We start from the raw sequence: 15,315 nt of genomic DNA, 5'->3' as shown, positions 1-15,315 counted from the left end.
TCATGAACCCGGACATTCCGCTGATCGACCTGCGGCTGCTGCGCCTGCTGGACACGTTGCACAGCACCCGCAGCGTGACCCGCACCGCCGAGCTGCTGGGCCAGAGCCAGCCCACCATCAGCATCGGGCTGGGCCGCCTGCGCGAGCAGCTGGGCGACCCGCTGTTCGTGCGCACGCCACAGGGCATGCAGCCCACACCGCGCACCGAGGCGCTGATCGGCACCGTGCGCGAGGTGCTCGACGGGCTGCGCCGCCTCTCCGAGGCGCAGGCGGGCTTCGACCCCGCGACGGCCCGGCGCGCTTTTCGCATCTTCATGACGGACGCGAGCCACATCACCCTGCTGCCGCGCCTGTTCAGCCACGTGCGTGCGCTTGCGCCGCAGGTGCAGCTGGAGGCGGCGGCCCTCCACCCGGGCATCGCGCAGGCGCTGGAGTCGGGCGAGGCCGATCTGGCGCTGGGGCTCATCCCCCGGCTGGACGCGGGCTTCTTCCAGCAGGCGCTGTTCATCCAGGACTGGGTGTGCCTGGCCAACGCCCGGCACCCGCGCCTCCAGGGGCGCCTCACGCTGGCGCAGTACCGGCGCGAGGCCCATGTGGGCATCGTTTCCGGCACCGGCCAGCTGCTGCTGGAAAAAGCCATGGCCGAGCGGGGCGTGGAGCGGCAGATCAACCTGAAGCTGCCGGGCTTTCTGGGCCTGTCGGCCATCCTGTCCACCACCGACCTGCTGGCGACGCTGCCTCGCCACATCGGCGAAACCCTGGCCCGGTCGGCGGGGCTGCAGGTGCTGCCGTGTCCCGTGCCGATCCCCACCTTTGTGGTCAAGCAGCACTGGCACGCCCGCTTTCAGCACGACCCGGCCAACCGCTGGTTGCGCGGGGTGTGTGCCGAGCTGTTCATGGACACCACCCGGGTGATGTCGGCCCACGGCACGGAGGTGCCACGGTGAGGCAGGCCCTTCGGTGCGCCGATCCCGTGGGGCCGCTCAGGGGGCCGGGTCGGTGACGCCGAAGATGCGGCGCAGCGGGTTGAACCCGGTCACCAGCGCCGAGGCCACCAGCACCAGCGCCCCGCCGGCAAAGATGCCCGGCGACAGCGCCTCGCCCAAAAACAGGTGGCCCCACGCAACGCCGAACACCGGGATCATGAACACCGGGCTCATGGCCGCCACCGGCGTCACGTTGCGGATGATGCGCAGGTGCGCCCAGTAGGCCAGGCCCGAGGTGACGATGCCCAGCACCGCGGTGGCCGCCAGCGTGGCGCCGGTGAAGCGGGCCTGAGGCCACTGCCAGGCCGCGCCCGGCAGCACCAGCACCAGGGCCATCACGTGGATGCCCGCGGCGATGGACAGCGGCTGCATGCGCGCGGTGGCGCGCTTCATCACCGGCGTGGCCAGGCCGTAGCAGGCGGCGGCGCAGACGCAGGCCAGGGCCGCGACCAGGGTGGTGCCGTCCAGCGGCACCGGGCCCAGCCGCACGATCAGGCCGACCCCGATGAAGCCGATCAGGCAGCCCAGCAGCTTGCGGGCGGTCAGCGTGTCTTCCTTGAACCAGGCCGAGGACAGCGTGCCGAACAGCACGGCCGTGGTGTTGAGCAGCGCGCTGTAGCCCGCCGGCAGGTACAGGCCGGCCCAGGCGTAGAGCATGAACGGCGCCGCGACGGACAGCAGCGCCATCACTGCCAGCATGCGCCACTCCTTCCAGGGCCAGGCGTGGCGCAGCACCGACATCAGCAGCACCAGGGTGAGGGCGGCCAGGCCGACCCGGCCGGCGGCCAGTACCCAGGGCCCCATGACCGGCGCGGCCATGCGGATGAACATGAAGGAGGCGCCCCAGAGGGCCGAGAGTGCGACGAGCTGCGCGAAGTGGCGTGTTTTCACCGCGCCGATTGTGGGGCTGAACACTTCGCCGGGCTGTCCTGTGACCGACAGGGTGAACAGGTGTGCGTCGCGCCCGCTCCGCTACAGTGGCGGCGCAGGCCAGTCCACCGACGGTCGTCCTTCGCAGGTCACACCATGCCGCTCGTCCTCTACGGTCACCCCTTCTCTTCGTACACACAGAAAGCGCTCGTCGCCCTGTACGAGAACTTCACAGCGTTTGAATTTCGCTGCATCGGGCCCGACACACCTGAGCACACGGTCGACTGGTTGCGGCGCTGGCCGATCGCCCGGTTCCCGCTGCTGCTGGACGGAGAACGCCAGATCGTCGAGACCAGCCTGATCATCGAATACCTGCAGCTGGTCCACCCCGGCCCCGTGCGCCTGCTGCCTGCCGACCCGATGGCCGCGCTGGACGTGCGCTTTCTCGACCGGTATTTCGATCTGTACGTGATGAGTGCGGTGCAGCTGGCGGTGGACACCGCGCTGCAGCGCTACCCGATGACGGTCGACAAGGGGCGGGCCATCGCCAGCGAACGGCTGGAGCGGGCCTACGCCTGGCTCGAAGGGCACCTGGCCGGCAAGACCTGGGCTGCGGGGGATGCGTTCACGCTGGCCGACTGCGCCGCAGCACCTTCGCTGTTCTACGCCGACTGGGTGCACCCGATCGCCGAGGCGCACCCGTTGCTGCGCGCCTACCGCACGCGCCTGCTGGCACGCCCGTCGTTCGCCCGCGCGGTGGACGAAGCGCGGCCTTACCGGGCGCTCTTTCCGCTGGGTGCGCCGGACAGGGACTGAGCCTCAGCCACGGCGCGCATGGTGCCGGCGGATCAGGAAGGGGTTCCTGCCTCGCGCATGGCCTTCGCGGCCTCCACGTTCCCCAGGCCCTCCAGGCCCGCCGCGGCGCCGAGGCGGTCGCGCTCCTCGCGGTTCTGGCCGAGCTTGTACTTGCCCACCAGCCGGGAGACTTCGATCTCCAGGCCGACGATGGCCTTGAGCAGGCCGTCGATGTAGTCGGTGGGCGCGTCGCCCATCTTCCAGGGCTTCTGCTGCTGCGAGCGCGCCTCGTGCTCTCGCGTCAGCCGCGCCACCAGCCCGCGCAGGAAGCGCTCGTCGTCGCGCACGCGCAGCACGCCGTGCGCGTGCACCACCGCGTAGTTCCAGGTCGGCACATGCCTGTGGTGCTCGGGCTTGCTCGGGTACCAGTTGGGCGAGATGTACCCGTCGGCGGCCCGGAAGACCACCAGCACCTCGGTGTCGGCCGCCTGCTGCCACACCGGGTTGGCGCGCGCCACGTGGGCACGCAGCAGCCCGTGTGGTCCGACGGCGGTGTCGAGTTCGAAGGGAATGTGGTTCGCGTCCAGCCCGTCGGGGCCGTGCGTGACCAGGGTGCCCAGCGGGTGCGCCTGCATGAGTGCGTGCAGGGCTTCCGGGCGTTGTTCTTCAAAGGCGGTGGGCAGGTACATGGTGGTCAGTGGGGCGATGTGTTCAGTGCGTGCTGCACCAGTGCAGCCATTGTGCGTGCGGCCTCGGAGCCCGAGGCGGTGAGGCCCACGACGGTGCCTTCGCGGTCGGCGCGCGCTTCGTCCTGGCTGGCCTTGAGCTTGCCTTCCAGTCGCTGGATGGCGATCTCGATGCCCGCACCATCGGCGGTCCACCGCACGGCGCCATGGGCATGGACCACCACGTAGTTCCAGGTGGGCACCACGCGGCCGTGTTCCGCCTTGCCGGGGTACCAGCCGGGGGAGATGTAGGCCTGCGGTCCATGAAACACGACCAGCGAGGGGGCACCGGCCTGCACCGCGCGCCCCCCGGCGTCGTCCGGATCGATCCGGACGCTCAGTGTGCCGTGGTTGCCGCGCGTGCGGTCCAGCACGAAGGGCCGGTGGCTGGCGGTCAGGCCGTCCGCGCCCAGGCAGACCCAGGTGCCCAGCGGGTGCGCGTCGATGAGGTCGAGCTGCGCGGCGCGGTCGTCGAAGCGGTGGTGCGGGGGGACGTACATATATAGATAGAGGGCGGTGCCGGCCGGGCTCAGCTGCCCTGCAGCGCGTGCCGCAGCAGCAGCACCGACAGCGCCCACATGGTCAGGCCGATCAGGCCGTCCAGCACCTGCCAGGCGCGGGGTTTTGCAAACAGCGGCGCCAGCCAGCGCGCGCCGAAGCCCAGGCCGCAGAACCAGACCAGGCTGGCGAGGCTGGAGCCGGCGATGAACCAGCCGCGCAGGCCGGCCGGCTGCTGGGCGCCGATGCTGCCCATCAGCATCACCGTGTCCAGGTAGACGTGCGGGTTGAGCAGGGTGAACGCCGCCACCTGGGCCATCGCGGCGCCCCGAGAGAGCCGATCCGGCGCCGGGCCGCCCCAAGCCGGATCAGCCCCCCCGGGGGGCAGCGACCCGCTTTGCGGTGGAGCGTGGGGGCCGAACAGCCGGGCCCGCTGCAGCGCCTGCCAGCCGTACCAGGCCAGAAAGAGGGCGCCCGCCAGCGCCATGGCCTGCGCAAACACCGGGCGCCGTCCCAGCGCCTGGGCCATGCCCAGCACACCGGCGCTGATCAGCGCCGCGTCGGCCAGGGCGCAGAACAGCACCACCGGCACCACATGCTCGCGCCGCAGCCCCTGGCGCAGGACGAAGGCGTTCTGCGCGCCGATGGCGACGATGAGACCGAAGCAGAGCAGCAGGCCCTGCACGAACACGGGCAGCGCCTGGGCGAAAGACGTGGACAACATGGGCCGAGCTTGCCAGTGCTGGTGGATGAAGACAAACTGTCTTTCCTTCATCTGCTTTAGAGAAACTGAATCCATGCTCGATTACGCCGCCCTCAACGCCCTGGCCGCTGTGGTGCGCGAGGGCAGCTTCGATCGCGCGGCGCGCGCGCTGCACGTCACGCCCTCGGCGATCTCGCAGCGCATCCGCCTGCTGGAGGAGCGGGTGGGCTGCGCCCTGGTGGTGCGCGGCCAGCCCTGCCGGCCCACCGACACCGGCCGCCGCATGTGCCAGCACATGGACCGCGTGCGCCTGCTGGAGGCGGAGCTGACCGACGCGCTGCCCGCCATCGCGCCCGAGGGTGGGGCGCGGGTCCATCTGCCGGTGGCCGTCAACGCCGACAGCCTGGCCACCTGGTTCGCGCCCGCGCTGGCCGCCTTCGCGGCCGAGGCGCCGGTGCTGGTGGAGCTGAGCGTGGACGACCAGGACCACACGGCCGAATGGCTGCGCACCGGCGCGGTGGTGGCCGCCGTCACCGGCACCGCGCGGCCGGCCACCGGCTGCAACAGCCAGCCGCTGGGCGTGATGCGCTACCTGGCCGCCGCCAGCCCGGCGTTCGTGGCACAGCACTTTGCGCAGGGGGTGGGCGCAGGCAGCCTGGCCCAGGCGCCCAGCCTGCTGTTCAACACCAAGGACGAGCTGCAGGCCGGCTGGGTGCGGCGCCTGTGCCACCGCCATGTGGAACTGCCGCGGCACACGTTGCCCTCGTCGCACGCCTTCGTCACCGCCGCGCTGGCCGGCATGGGCTGGGGCATGTTCCCGCAGGGCATGATCGAGCCCCACCTGGCCGAGGGCACGCTGGTGGAGCTGGCGCCCGGCACGCCGCTGGATGTGCCGCTGTACTGGCAGACGGCGCGGGCGGCATCCGGCCTGCTCGACGGGCTGACCCGGCGGATGGTGGCCGCCGCGCGGGAGGCCCTGCGGCCCGGGTGAGCCGGCGTCCTTTGTTAGGATGCTGCGCCCCCTGTTGTTCCCCGACCCTGTTACATGTCCCACCTGCCACACGCAGACAACTACCGCTCCGACATCGATGGCCTGCGTGCCATCGCCGTTTCTGCCGTCGTGATCCACCACGCGTTTCCCGAGCTGTTCCCGGGCGGCTTCGTCGGTGTGGACATCTTCTTCGTGATCTCGGGCTACCTCATCAGCTCGATCATCCTGGACAACCTGGCCCGCAACCGCTTCAGCTTCGCGGACTTCTACGCGCGGCGCGTCAAGCGCATCTTCCCGGCCCTGTTCCTGGTGCTGGCGTCCACGTTGGCCTACGGCTGGTTCGTGCTCTCGCCGCTGGAATACAAGGCGGTGGGCAAGCACGCGCTGGCGGGCAGCTTCTTCGTGTCCAACTTTGCGTTCTGGCAGGAGGCCGGCTACTTCGACGCCTCGGCGGTCGAAAAGCCGCTGCTGCACCTGTGGTCGCTGGCCATCGAGGAGCAGTTCTACATGTTCTGGCCGCTGGTGCTGGTGGTGCTGCACCGCGTGGGCCAGCCCAAGCGGATCTGGATCGCAGCCCTGCTGCTGGCCTCGCTGGCGTTCAACCTCTGGCTGGTGCGTCTCGACGATCCGAACCCGGCCTTCTACAACCCGCTGGGGCGCTTCTGGGAAATGATGATGGGCGCCTTCCTGGCCGCCAGCCGCCCCGCACCGGGCACCACGGTGCAGCATGCCGGAGCCCGGGTGCAATGGCTCTCCACCGCCGGTGTGGTGCTGATGGCCGCCGTCATGGTCAAGCTCGACCCCGAACGCCGCTTTCCTGGCGGCTGGGCCTTTGCCGCCACCCTGGCCACCTGCCTGATGATCGCCGCCGGCCCGCGCGGCTGGTTCAACCGCTACGTGCTGTCGAGCAAGCCCATGGTCTGGATCGGTCTGATCAGCTACCCGCTCTACCTCTGGCACTGGCCGCTGCTGGCCTACCCGCACATCGAAAACGGCGGCGTGCCTCCGGCGCTGCACCAGGTCGGCTGGGTGCTGCTGGCTGTGCTGCTGGCCTGGCTGACCTACCGGCTGGTGGAAACGCCGATCCGCTTCGGCCACTGGCGCCAGTGGCGCTTCACCACCGTGGCGCTGAGTGCCGGGGTGGCGATGACGGGCCTGACCGGCTTCACCATCTACAAGCAGGACGGCCAGCCCGAGCGGCTGCAGCGCCTGGCGGCCAACCAGCCGGGGCAGGACGGCACGCCCGAACAGATCCAGGCCCTGCTCAAGACGCTCTCGTCCAAGGGCGGCCGGCCCGCCATCATCGAAGGCTGGCGCGACGGCGACTGCATGCTCGACTACAAGCTGCCGGCGAGCCACTACAAACCCTTCTGCGTCGAGCAGAAGCGCCCGCTGGTCTTCCTCTGGGGCGACTCGCACGCCGGCTCGCTCTACCCGGGCTTCAAGGCGCTGCAGGACAGCGGCAAGTACAGCTTCGGCCTGGGCGAACGCACCGCGGCCATCTGCCCGCCCATCCTGGGCATCGACCCGCGCCCGCTGTGCAAGAGCCTGAACGACGACACCATCCGCGTCATCCGCGAGAGCAAGCCCGACATCGTCGTGCTCTATGCGTGGTGGCACGAGGGCAAGGTCAAAGGCCGCTACAAGGACACCTCGGGCCTGGAACCCACCGTGGCCGAGCTCAAGAAGGCCGGCGTCAAGCGCATCGTGCTGCTCGGCGCCGTGCCCTACTGGCGCGAAGACCTGCCCAAGCTGCTGCTGAAGGTGTGGCGCGAGCAGCAGCGCATTCCGCTGCGCCTGGGTGATGAGTACCTCGACCCCCACGTCAAGGCCGCCACCGCCGAGATGCGCCAACGCGCCAAGGCCATGGGCATCGAGTTCATCTCCGGCATGGACTACTTCTGCAACCGCCAGGGCTGCCTCACGCGCATGGAGCCCGGGTCCTCGGTGCCCCTGAGCTACGACTACGGGCACCTGACGCTGCCCGCGGTGAAGTACTACGTCGAGCAGATCGCGCCGCTGATCCTCAAGCCCTGAGCGCGCTCAGAACTGCCTGAACAGGGCCGCCGCGACAATCCCGGCCGCAATGGCCGGCAGCGGCTTCTTGAGCACCAGCATCACCAGGGCGGTCGTGGCCAGTGCCGCGCGGGCGCCCAGGTCGCCCTGCGCGGCCATCGGCGCCAGCACGGCCACCAGCACCGAGCCCGACATGGCCGCGATGAAGCGCCGCACGCGTGGCCCGATGGGCACGTAGGACATCACGAACACACCGCCCCAGCGGGTGGCCAGGGTCACCAGCGCCATCACGGCGACGATCAGCAGGGTGCCTCAGCCGGTGGATTCAACGCTCATCGCTCTTCTCCTTCCACAGCAGGCCCAGCAAGCCGCCGGCCAGCGTGCCGGTCACCACGTGGCTGTTCTCCGGCAGCCAGTGCCAGGCCGCGATCGACGCGCCGCCCGCCGCCACCCAGATCAGCAGCATGCGCAGGTTCTTCTCGCCACCCACCACCATGGCGAGCAGGAAGCAACCCATCACCATGTCCAGGCCCCAGCGCCGCGCGTCGGCGATCAGGCTGCCCACCTGCGTGCCCAGCACGGTGCCGATGATCCAGAACACCCACAGCGCCAGGCCACCGCCCAGCAGCAGCCCCAGGCCCGGCTGTCCGCGCCCCAGGGCCTGCATGGCGAGCGCCCAGTTGGAATCCGACGCCAGCGCCATCACGCCATAGCGCCGCGCGGGCGGCAGCTGACGCAGCCAGGGGTAGAGCGTGGCGCCCATCAGCAGGTGGCGCGCATTGATGGCGAACACGGTCAGCGCCAGGGGCAGCAGCGGCACCTGCGGTCCCCACAGGTCCAGCACCGCGAACTGCGCCGCGCCGGCGAACACGGCCGAACTCATCAGCACCGCCCATGGGGTGTTCAGTCCTTGCTGCAGGGCCGCGAGGCCGAAGGCCGCGCCAAACACCAGCACAAACAGGGCGATCGGCAGCATCTCGCGAAAGCCGGCCCACACCAGCCGGCGGGTGAGGGCACTTTGTGAGCGGAGGTCATCGGTTGTGGTCATGGGGCGAGACTGTGCCGGGTTTCATGAATCCCGAAAAGCGCAAAATTCACATCGTTTCCATTCGATAACCGCATGCAAGGACGCCGCCCATGACCCCGCAGGATCTGCAGATCGACTGGCTCAGATGCTTTGTGGCGGTGGTCGACGCCGGCTCGCTGTCGGCCGCGGCCGGCGAGGTGCACCGCTCGCAGTCGGCCGTGAGCATGCAGCTCAAGAAGCTGGAGGACGCGGCAGGCCGGCGCCTGCTGGAGCGCGGGCCGCGCAAGCTGCAGCTCACACCCGACGGCCAGACCCTGCTGGGCTACGCCCGGCGCATGCTCGACCTGCAGGCCGAGGCGCAGGCCGCGCTGCACGGCGACGAGCTGACCGGCCGCGTGCGCCTGGGCGTGCCCGACGACTACGCCGCGAAATACCTCACGCCGGTGCTCAAGCGCTTCGCGCCCAAGCACAGCGGGGTCGAGATCGAGCTGCACTGCGAGCAGTCGCCATCACTGATCCCGCGCGTGGCGCGTGGCGAGCTGGACCTGGCGCTGGTCTCGCGCGACCACGCGCGGCGCGGCACCCTGCTGTTCCACGAACCCATGGTCTGGGTCGGCTCGGCGCAGTTCGAGCTGTGGCGGCGCGACCCGCTGCCGATCGCGGTGTACGAGGAGGCCAGCCTCGCGCGGCGCGGCGCCATCCAGTCGCTGGCGCAACAGGGGAGGCGCTACAAGGTGGTCTACAACAGCTCCAGCCTGGCCGGGCAGATCGCGGCGGTGGACAGCGGCCTGGCCGTGGCCGTGCTCACGCAATGCAGCGCGCCGCCGCACCTGCAGGTGCTGGGCGCCGAGCAGGGCCTGGGCCCGCTGATCCCGATGGAGGTGGGCGTCTACCGCAGCCGCGAGTCGCGCGGCAACAAGGCGGTGGACGGCCTGCACGACCTGCTGGTGAAGACCTTGCGGCAGTCGGCGGCGGGCTGAGGGCCTGCAAGGTGCCTTGACGCATGTCAGCCAGCTGTGACCCGTTTGCGCGAACATAGCGCCATGACCGTTTCCGATCCCGTTTCCCAACCCGGCGCCGGCTCCGTCTTCACCGCCCGCGCCCTCACCAAGACCTATGGCGAGGGCGACACGGCGGTGCACGCGCTGCGCGGCGTCGATCTGGACATCGTGCGCGGCGAGTTCGTGGTGCTGCTGGGCGCCTCGGGCAGCGGCAAGTCCACGCTGCTCAACATCCTGGGCGGGCTGGACACGGCCACCAGCGGCTCGGCCAGCTGGACACACGAGGGGCAGGTGCACGAGCTCATCGGCGCGGGCGACGCCGAGCTGACGCGCTACCGGCGCGAGCACGTCGGCTTCGTGTTCCAGTTCTACAACCTCATCCCCAGCCTGACGGCCGAGGAGAACGTGGCCCTGGTGACCGACCTGGCCGAGGACCCGATGGACCCGGCCGAGGCGCTGGCCCTGGTGGGGCTGGCCGAGCGGCGCCACCACTTCGTCTCGCAGCTCTCGGGCGGCGAGCAGCAGCGCGTGGCCATTGCGCGGGCCATCGCCAAGCGCCCGGCCGTGCTGCTCTGCGACGAACCCACCGGTGCGCTGGACTGCGCCACCGGCGTCATGGTGCTGCAGGCCATCGAACGCGTGAACCGCGAGCTGGGCACGACCACCGTGGTCATCACGCACAACGCGCCGATCGCCGACATGGCCGACCGCGTGCTGCGCCTGGCCGACGGCCGCATCGTCGAAACCCATGTGAACCCGCACAAGGTGGCCGCGTCCACGCTGCGGTGGTGAGCGCTCTGAGATGAGCACCCTTCATACGAAGCTCTGGCGCGACCTCAGGCGCCTGCGTGCGCAGGTGGTCACCATTGCGGTGGTGGTGGCCATCGGCGTGGCCGGCTTCGTCGGCATGTTCGCGGTGCACGACTCGCTCAAGACCTCGCGCGACGCCTTCTACGCCGACAACCGCCTGGCCGACCTGTTCGCCGGCATCAAGCGTGCGCCGGTGTCGCTGGGCGAGCGCCTCCGCGCCATTCCCGGCGTGGCGGAGGTGAAGCTCGAAGTGGTGTTCGACGCCCAGGTGGACCTGCCCGAAGTGGTGCAGCCGGTCACCGGCCGCTTCATCGGGCTGGACCTGTCGGCCGCGCAGGCCGGGCGCCAGGGCTTGAACGCGCTCAGCCTCAAGCAGGGGCGCTGGCCCGAGCGCGGCGCCCAGCTCGAAGCCCTGGTGAGCGACCGCTTCGCCGCCGCCCGTCAGCTCAAGCCCGGCGACGTGGTGCACGCCATCCTCAACGGCCGGCGCGAGCGCATCCACCTGGTGGGCACGGCCGCCACGCCCGAATACGTGTTCGCCTCGCAAGGCGGCGCGCCCGACGACACGGGCTTCGGCATCTGGTGGATCGACGGCGCCCGCATGACCGAGCTGTTCGACATGCAGGGTGCGTTCAACCAGGCCGCGCTGCGGCTCGAAGCCGGTGTTCCTGAACGCGCCGTGCTCACGCCGCTGGACCGGCTGCTCGAACCCTACGGCAGCATCGGCGCGGTGGGGCGCGACCGGCAGCTCTCCACCAAGATCGTCAGCGACGAACTGGCGCAGCTCAAGGTCATGGGCACGGTGCTGCCGGCCATCTTCCTGGCTGTGGCCATGTTCATCCTCAACGTGGTGCTCAGCCGCCAGGTGGCCACGCAGCGCAGCCAGATCGCCGCGCTCAAGGCCCTGGGCTACACCGACGGTGCCATCGCGTGGCACTACATCCAGCTCGCGCTGGTCATCGCCGGGCTGGGCGTCGTGGTGGGCCTGGGCCTGAGCCAGCTGATCGGCCGAGGCATGCTCAGCCTGTACGACGAGGTGTTCCGCTTCAACCGCCTGGCCTACGCCACCGACACCACCCTGGTCCTGCTCTCGGCCGCCATCGCCGGGCTGGCCGCCGCCGCCGGCACCTGGACCGCCATCCACGCCGTGGTGCGGCTGCGGCCGGCGCAGGCCATGCTGCCGCCCGCGCCGCCGGCCTACACCGCCACGCTGGTCGAGCGCCTGGGCCTGGGGCGCTTCCTGTCCACCAGCGCGCGCATGGTGGTGCGCAACCTCGAACGCCGGCCGCTGCGCGCCGCCTTCACCGTCACCGGCATCGCGCTGGCCGTCGCGCTGCAGATCTCGGGCGCCTTCTGGCTCGACGCCATCGCCCACATCGTGGACGTGCAGTTCCGCCAGGTGCAGCAGGGCGACGTGCTGGTCAACTTCCACCGGCCGGTGCCCGTGACCGTGGTGCGCGACCTGCAGCGCCTGCCCGGCGTGCTCGACGCCGAGGTCTACCGCACCGAACCCGTGAAGGTGACGCTGCGCGGGCGCAGCAACGACACGGCGGTGATGGCCCTGCGCGGCAACGCGAAGCTGATGCGCCTGGTGGACGAAGACCGCGGCGCGCTGGCCCTGCCGGCCCACGGCGTGGTGCTCTCGGGCCTGCTGGCGCGCGAGATCGGCGCCCAGGTGGGCGACCGCATCACACTGCAGTTCCGCCTGTGGAACCGCCGCAGCGTGGAAGTGGAGGTGGTCGACATCGCACGCACCATGTTCGGCCAGCTGCTCTACATGAACCTGGATACCCTCAACCGCCTGGCCGGCGATGGCGACGGCGTGGCCGACGCCGCGCTGCAGGTGGATCCCGCTGCCATGCCCGCCTTCTGGGCCGCGGTGAAGGCGGCGCCCGGCATCAACTCGGTGTTCGACAAGGCCAGCTCCATGGCCGAGTTCAACCACCGCACCGAACGCAACATGGGCGTGTTCAGCGGCATCCTCACGCTGTTCGCCGTGGCCATGGCGGTGGGCATCATCTACAACGCGGCGCGCATTTCCCTGTCTGAACGCGCGTGGGAACTGGCCAGCCTGCGCGTGCTGGGCATGACGCGGGCCGAGGTCTCGGTGCTGCTGCTGGCCGAGCTGGCGGCCGAACTGCTGGTCGCGCTGCCGCTGGGCGCACTGGCCGGCTGGGGCCTGGCCACGCTGATGATGCAGCTCATGGCCAGCGACGCGATCGATTTTCCGGTGGTCATCGAACCGTCCACCTACGCCTCGGCCGCGCTCATCGTGCTGGCCGCCGGTGTGGCCAGCGCCCTGCTGGTGCGCCGCCACATCGACCGTCTGGATCTGGTCTCTGTCTTGAAGGTACGCGAATGAACAAGTCGAACAACGGAGCGGCGAAAAAACGCCGCTGGCTCATCGGCGGACTGGCCTTTGCGGCCCTGGCCGCCATCCTCTGGGCCTCCTACCGCCCGCGCCCGCTGGACGTGGAAACCGCCACCGTGGCCGAAGGCCGCTTCGAGCAGGTGATCGAGGAAGACGGCCAGCTGCGCCTGCAGCAGCGCTACCTGGTCACCGCGCCCACGGCCGCGCAGCTGCAGCGGCCCACGCTCAAGGTGGGCGACGCGGTGAAGGCCGGCGACGTGGTCGCGGTGCTCACGCCCAATGCGCCCGGCATGATCGACGCACGCACCCGCAGCGTGCTGCAGCAGCGCGTGGGCAGCGCCGACGCCGCCGTGGCCGCCGCCCGCGCCAACGTGCAGCGCGCCCAGGCCGCGCTGGCCCAGGCCACGCTCGAAGCCGAACGCTCCGCGCAGCTCGCCAAGGACAACTTCATCGCCCCGTCCGCCCGCGACCAGAGCCGCCTGGCGCGTGAGGCCGCAGCCCAGGCCCTGAAAGCCGCGCAAGCCGAACAGGCCGCCGCCGGCCACGCCGCCAGCGAAGCCCGCGCCGCGCTCGGCCGTGCCGAGCCGTCCGGCGCTGCACAGGGCCTGTGGTCGCTCAAGAGCCCGGTCGACGGCCGCGTGCTCAAGCTGCACAAGGACAGCAGCGAACCCGTGCAGGCCGGCGCGCCGCTGCTGGAAATCGGCGACACCGGCGCCATGGAGGCCGTGATCGACGTGCTCTCCGGCGACGCGCCGCGCATCGCCGCGGGCGCCGCGGTGCAACTGTCCACCGGCCGCAACCAGCCGCCGTTGGCCGGGCAGGTGGCGCGCGTGGACCCGGTCGCGTTCACCAAGACCTCGGCCCTGGGCATCGAAGAACAGCGCGTCAACGTCACCGTCGCGCTCAAGGCGCCGTCGGAAGAACTGCAGAAGCTCGGCGACGGCTTCCGCGTCGACGCGCGCATCACCGTGTCAGCGCAAGACGGTGCGCTGCTCGTGCCCTCGGCCGCGCTGGTGAGGCAGGGGGAGGGCTGGCAGGTGTTCGTGGTGGAGGGCGGCAAGGCCCGCGCGAGGACCGTGACGTTCAGCGACCGCAATGCCGACAGCGCCTGGGTGAAGGACGGGCTGAAGGCGGGGGAGACGGTGATTCTTTATCCGGGGAGCGGGATGAAGGATGGGCAGCCGGTGAAGAGCCGGACTGCGTGACAGGTTTAGACCCGAACGGGGCCTCTCAGACGATTGATAACGTCAAGGTCACCGGATGAACGGGGCTTCAGGGTTTCACGGGTCACGCATATACCTGGATAAATGACAGCCGCCCACGTGCAACTGGGTTTGAAGTCCCCTCGAATTCCTGAGCCAGTCAGAAGTAGAGGTTGGGGAACAGTTTGACACGGTACTCGACCGGTGGGATTCGGCCGAGAGATTCATGGGGGCGCTGGTGGTTGTAGCGGTGCAGCCAGTCGGCCGTCATATCACGCACCTCCTGCAATGACTCGAAGACATAGCAGTCCAGCACCTCGGTTCGGTAGGTCTTGTTGAATCGTTCGACATAGGCGTTTTGCGTGGGCTTTCCTGGCTGGATGTGATTGAGCGCGATGCCCTTGGATTTCGCCCATTCGGACAGAGCGTGAGCGATGAACTCCGGGCCGTTGTCCAGGCGAATCGACAGCGGCGCTCCGCGCACTTCCACCAGCTCATTCAAGGCACGTATGACACGGGCTGCCGGCAGGCTGGTGTCGACCTCGATACGCAGGCCCTCGCGGTTGAACTCATCGATGACGTTGAAGGTCCTGAATCGCCTGCCGGACCACAGTGCATCGGCCATGAAGTCGCAGCTCCAACCCTGATTGGGTTGGCCAGCAGCCTCCAGCGGTTGCTTGATGCGCGCCGGCAAACGCTTCTTGCCGCGCCGTGGCAGGTTCAGCCGCAGCTCGCAGTACACGCGCCAAAGCACCGTCTTGCCCCAGGGCTTGCCTTGGTGGCGGGCACTGTCGTAAAGCAGGCCAAAGCCGTGGCGCGGGTTGAGCGCCATGTGCATCTGGATGAAGGTGATGACCCCGGAGTCGTCGCGCGCAATGGGTCGGTAGCGCAGTGTGGAGCGGGCAATGCCGCTGGCCTGGCAGGCTCGGCGCTCGCTCATGCCGTGCTCGGCCATGAGGGCTTGAACGACCATCTCGCGACGCTCCGGGGTCAGAGCTTTCGGTCGACAACGTCCTTGAGCGCGTGGTGCATGAGCGCCAGGTCGGCATACATGCGTTTGAGCTTGGCGTTCTCGTCCTGCAGTTGCCGAAGCTGCGCCAGGTGCGAGACCGTCATGCCAGAGAACTGACTCTTCCACTTGTAGTAGGTCGGCTCGCTCACGCCGTGCTTCCTGCACGTCTCGCCGACCTTGGCACCCATCTCGACCTCCTTGAGGATGCCGACTATCTGCGCTTCGCTGAATCTGGATTTCTTCATGTAGAGACTCCGTCTTGGGGAATTCTCTACTTCCGGGTGGTTCAGGTTTTCAAGGGGACTTCA

At 69.7% G+C, this 15,315-nt stretch carries 15 protein-coding genes; 8 read left to right on the top strand and 7 right to left on the bottom strand.

Annotated elements, in window-relative coordinates; all coding sequences use genetic code 11:
* The first annotated feature begins 2 nt into the window (after window positions 1–2).
* Entirely contained in the window at window positions 3–947 is a 945-nt protein-coding gene (locus tag BC358_RS06195) for a LysR family transcriptional regulator (RefSeq protein ID WP_079365145.1), read from the top strand.
* A gap of 36 nt (window positions 948–983) precedes the next feature.
* Here BC358_RS06195 and BC358_RS06190 read toward each other — a convergent pair whose 3' ends face one another.
* The gene (locus tag BC358_RS06190) at window positions 984–1,877 is read right to left on the bottom strand and encodes a DMT family transporter (protein WP_079365162.1); all 894 of its coding nucleotides are present in this window, start codon (window positions 1,875–1,877) and stop codon (window positions 984–986) included.
* A 135-nt stretch (window positions 1,878–2,012) separates the two neighbouring features.
* Between BC358_RS06190 and BC358_RS06185 the strand changes: the two genes are divergently transcribed.
* Window positions 2,013–2,672 carry a glutathione S-transferase family protein gene (locus BC358_RS06185; protein ID WP_079365144.1) on the top strand — a complete coding sequence of 220 codons (660 nt, stop codon included), beginning with the start codon at window positions 2,013–2,015 and terminating at the stop codon, window positions 2,670–2,672.
* A 32-nt stretch (window positions 2,673–2,704) separates the two neighbouring features.
* Here the strand turns inward: BC358_RS06185 and BC358_RS06180 are convergent, their stop codons facing one another.
* The 3 genes from BC358_RS06180 to BC358_RS06170 are packed head-to-tail and all read right to left on the bottom strand — an operon-like array spanning window position 2,705 to window position 4,598.
* The gene (locus tag BC358_RS06180) at window positions 2,705–3,340 is read right to left on the bottom strand and encodes an FMN-binding negative transcriptional regulator (protein WP_079365143.1); all 636 of its coding nucleotides are present in this window, start codon (window positions 3,338–3,340) and stop codon (window positions 2,705–2,707) included.
* 5 nt (window positions 3,341–3,345) lie between these two features.
* Entirely contained in the window at window positions 3,346–3,876 is a 531-nt protein-coding gene (locus BC358_RS06175; protein WP_066158213.1) for an FMN-binding negative transcriptional regulator, read from the bottom strand.
* Window positions 3,877–3,905: 29 nt separating this feature from the next.
* Window positions 3,906–4,598: a LysE/ArgO family amino acid transporter gene (locus BC358_RS06170; RefSeq protein WP_179130021.1), complete on the bottom strand. Its 693-nt coding sequence runs from the start codon at window positions 4,596–4,598 to the stop codon at window positions 3,906–3,908.
* A gap of 73 nt (window positions 4,599–4,671) precedes the next feature.
* Between BC358_RS06170 and BC358_RS06165 the strand changes: the two genes are divergently transcribed.
* Both BC358_RS06165 and BC358_RS06160 read left to right on the top strand, forming a co-directional pair.
* Window positions 4,672–5,568, top strand: coding sequence for a LysR family transcriptional regulator ArgP (locus BC358_RS06165; protein WP_079365142.1), 897 nt, complete (start codon window positions 4,672–4,674; stop codon window positions 5,566–5,568).
* 54 nt (window positions 5,569–5,622) lie between these two features.
* The gene (locus tag BC358_RS06160) at window positions 5,623–7,605 is read left to right on the top strand and encodes an acyltransferase family protein (RefSeq protein ID WP_079365141.1); all 1,983 of its coding nucleotides are present in this window, start codon (window positions 5,623–5,625) and stop codon (window positions 7,603–7,605) included.
* A gap of 6 nt (window positions 7,606–7,611) precedes the next feature.
* On the opposite strand, the gene BC358_RS06155 is transcribed toward BC358_RS06160, so the two are convergent.
* Both BC358_RS06155 and BC358_RS06150 read right to left on the bottom strand, forming a co-directional pair.
* Entirely contained in the window at window positions 7,612–7,884 is a 273-nt protein-coding gene (locus tag BC358_RS06155; protein WP_256861436.1) for an AzlD family protein, read from the bottom strand.
* A 25-nt stretch (window positions 7,885–7,909) separates the two neighbouring features.
* A complete protein-coding gene (locus tag BC358_RS06150) occupies window positions 7,910–8,632 on the bottom strand; it encodes an AzlC family ABC transporter permease (protein WP_256861435.1) in 723 nt (240 codons plus the stop codon).
* Between the two features lie 89 nt (window positions 8,633–8,721).
* Here BC358_RS06150 and BC358_RS06145 point away from each other — a divergent pair, with 89 nt between their 5' ends.
* From BC358_RS06145 to BC358_RS06130, 4 genes are all read left to right on the top strand, one after another.
* A complete protein-coding gene (locus BC358_RS06145) occupies window positions 8,722–9,591 on the top strand; it encodes a LysR family transcriptional regulator (protein ID WP_079365140.1) in 870 nt (289 codons plus the stop codon).
* Between the two features lie 63 nt (window positions 9,592–9,654).
* Complete coding sequence (locus tag BC358_RS06140; protein WP_079365139.1) at window positions 9,655–10,404, top strand: ABC transporter ATP-binding protein; 750 nt, start codon at window positions 9,655–9,657, stop codon at window positions 10,402–10,404.
* 10 nt (window positions 10,405–10,414) lie between these two features.
* On the top strand, window positions 10,415–12,784 hold the full coding sequence (locus BC358_RS06135; RefSeq protein ID WP_079365138.1) for an ABC transporter permease: 2,370 nt from the start codon (window positions 10,415–10,417) through the stop codon (window positions 12,782–12,784).
* The gene (locus BC358_RS06130; RefSeq protein WP_079365137.1) at window positions 12,781–13,998 is read left to right on the top strand and encodes an efflux RND transporter periplasmic adaptor subunit; all 1,218 of its coding nucleotides are present in this window, start codon (window positions 12,781–12,783) and stop codon (window positions 13,996–13,998) included. Before BC358_RS06135 ends, BC358_RS06130 begins: the two co-directional genes overlap by 4 nt.
* Window positions 13,999–14,155: 157 nt before the next feature.
* Here BC358_RS06130 and BC358_RS06125 read toward each other — a convergent pair.
* Window positions 14,156–15,252, bottom strand: a protein-coding gene (locus BC358_RS06125) for an IS3 family transposase (RefSeq protein ID WP_256861428.1) whose coding sequence is annotated in 2 segments (ribosomal slippage) — window positions 14,156–15,000 and window positions 15,000–15,252 — 1,098 coding nt in all. Because the reading frame shifts where the segments join, the coding sequence is not laid out codon by codon here.
* Between the last annotated feature and the right edge of the window lie 63 nt (window positions 15,253–15,315).

Source organism: Hydrogenophaga sp. H7, assembly GCF_002025745.1.
Taxonomy (GTDB): Bacteria; Pseudomonadota; Gammaproteobacteria; order Burkholderiales; family Burkholderiaceae_C; genus Hydrogenophaga; species Hydrogenophaga pseudoflava.
The sequence above is the reverse complement of the archived record's forward strand: the minus strand, read 5'-3'. Positions and strand labels throughout refer to the sequence as shown.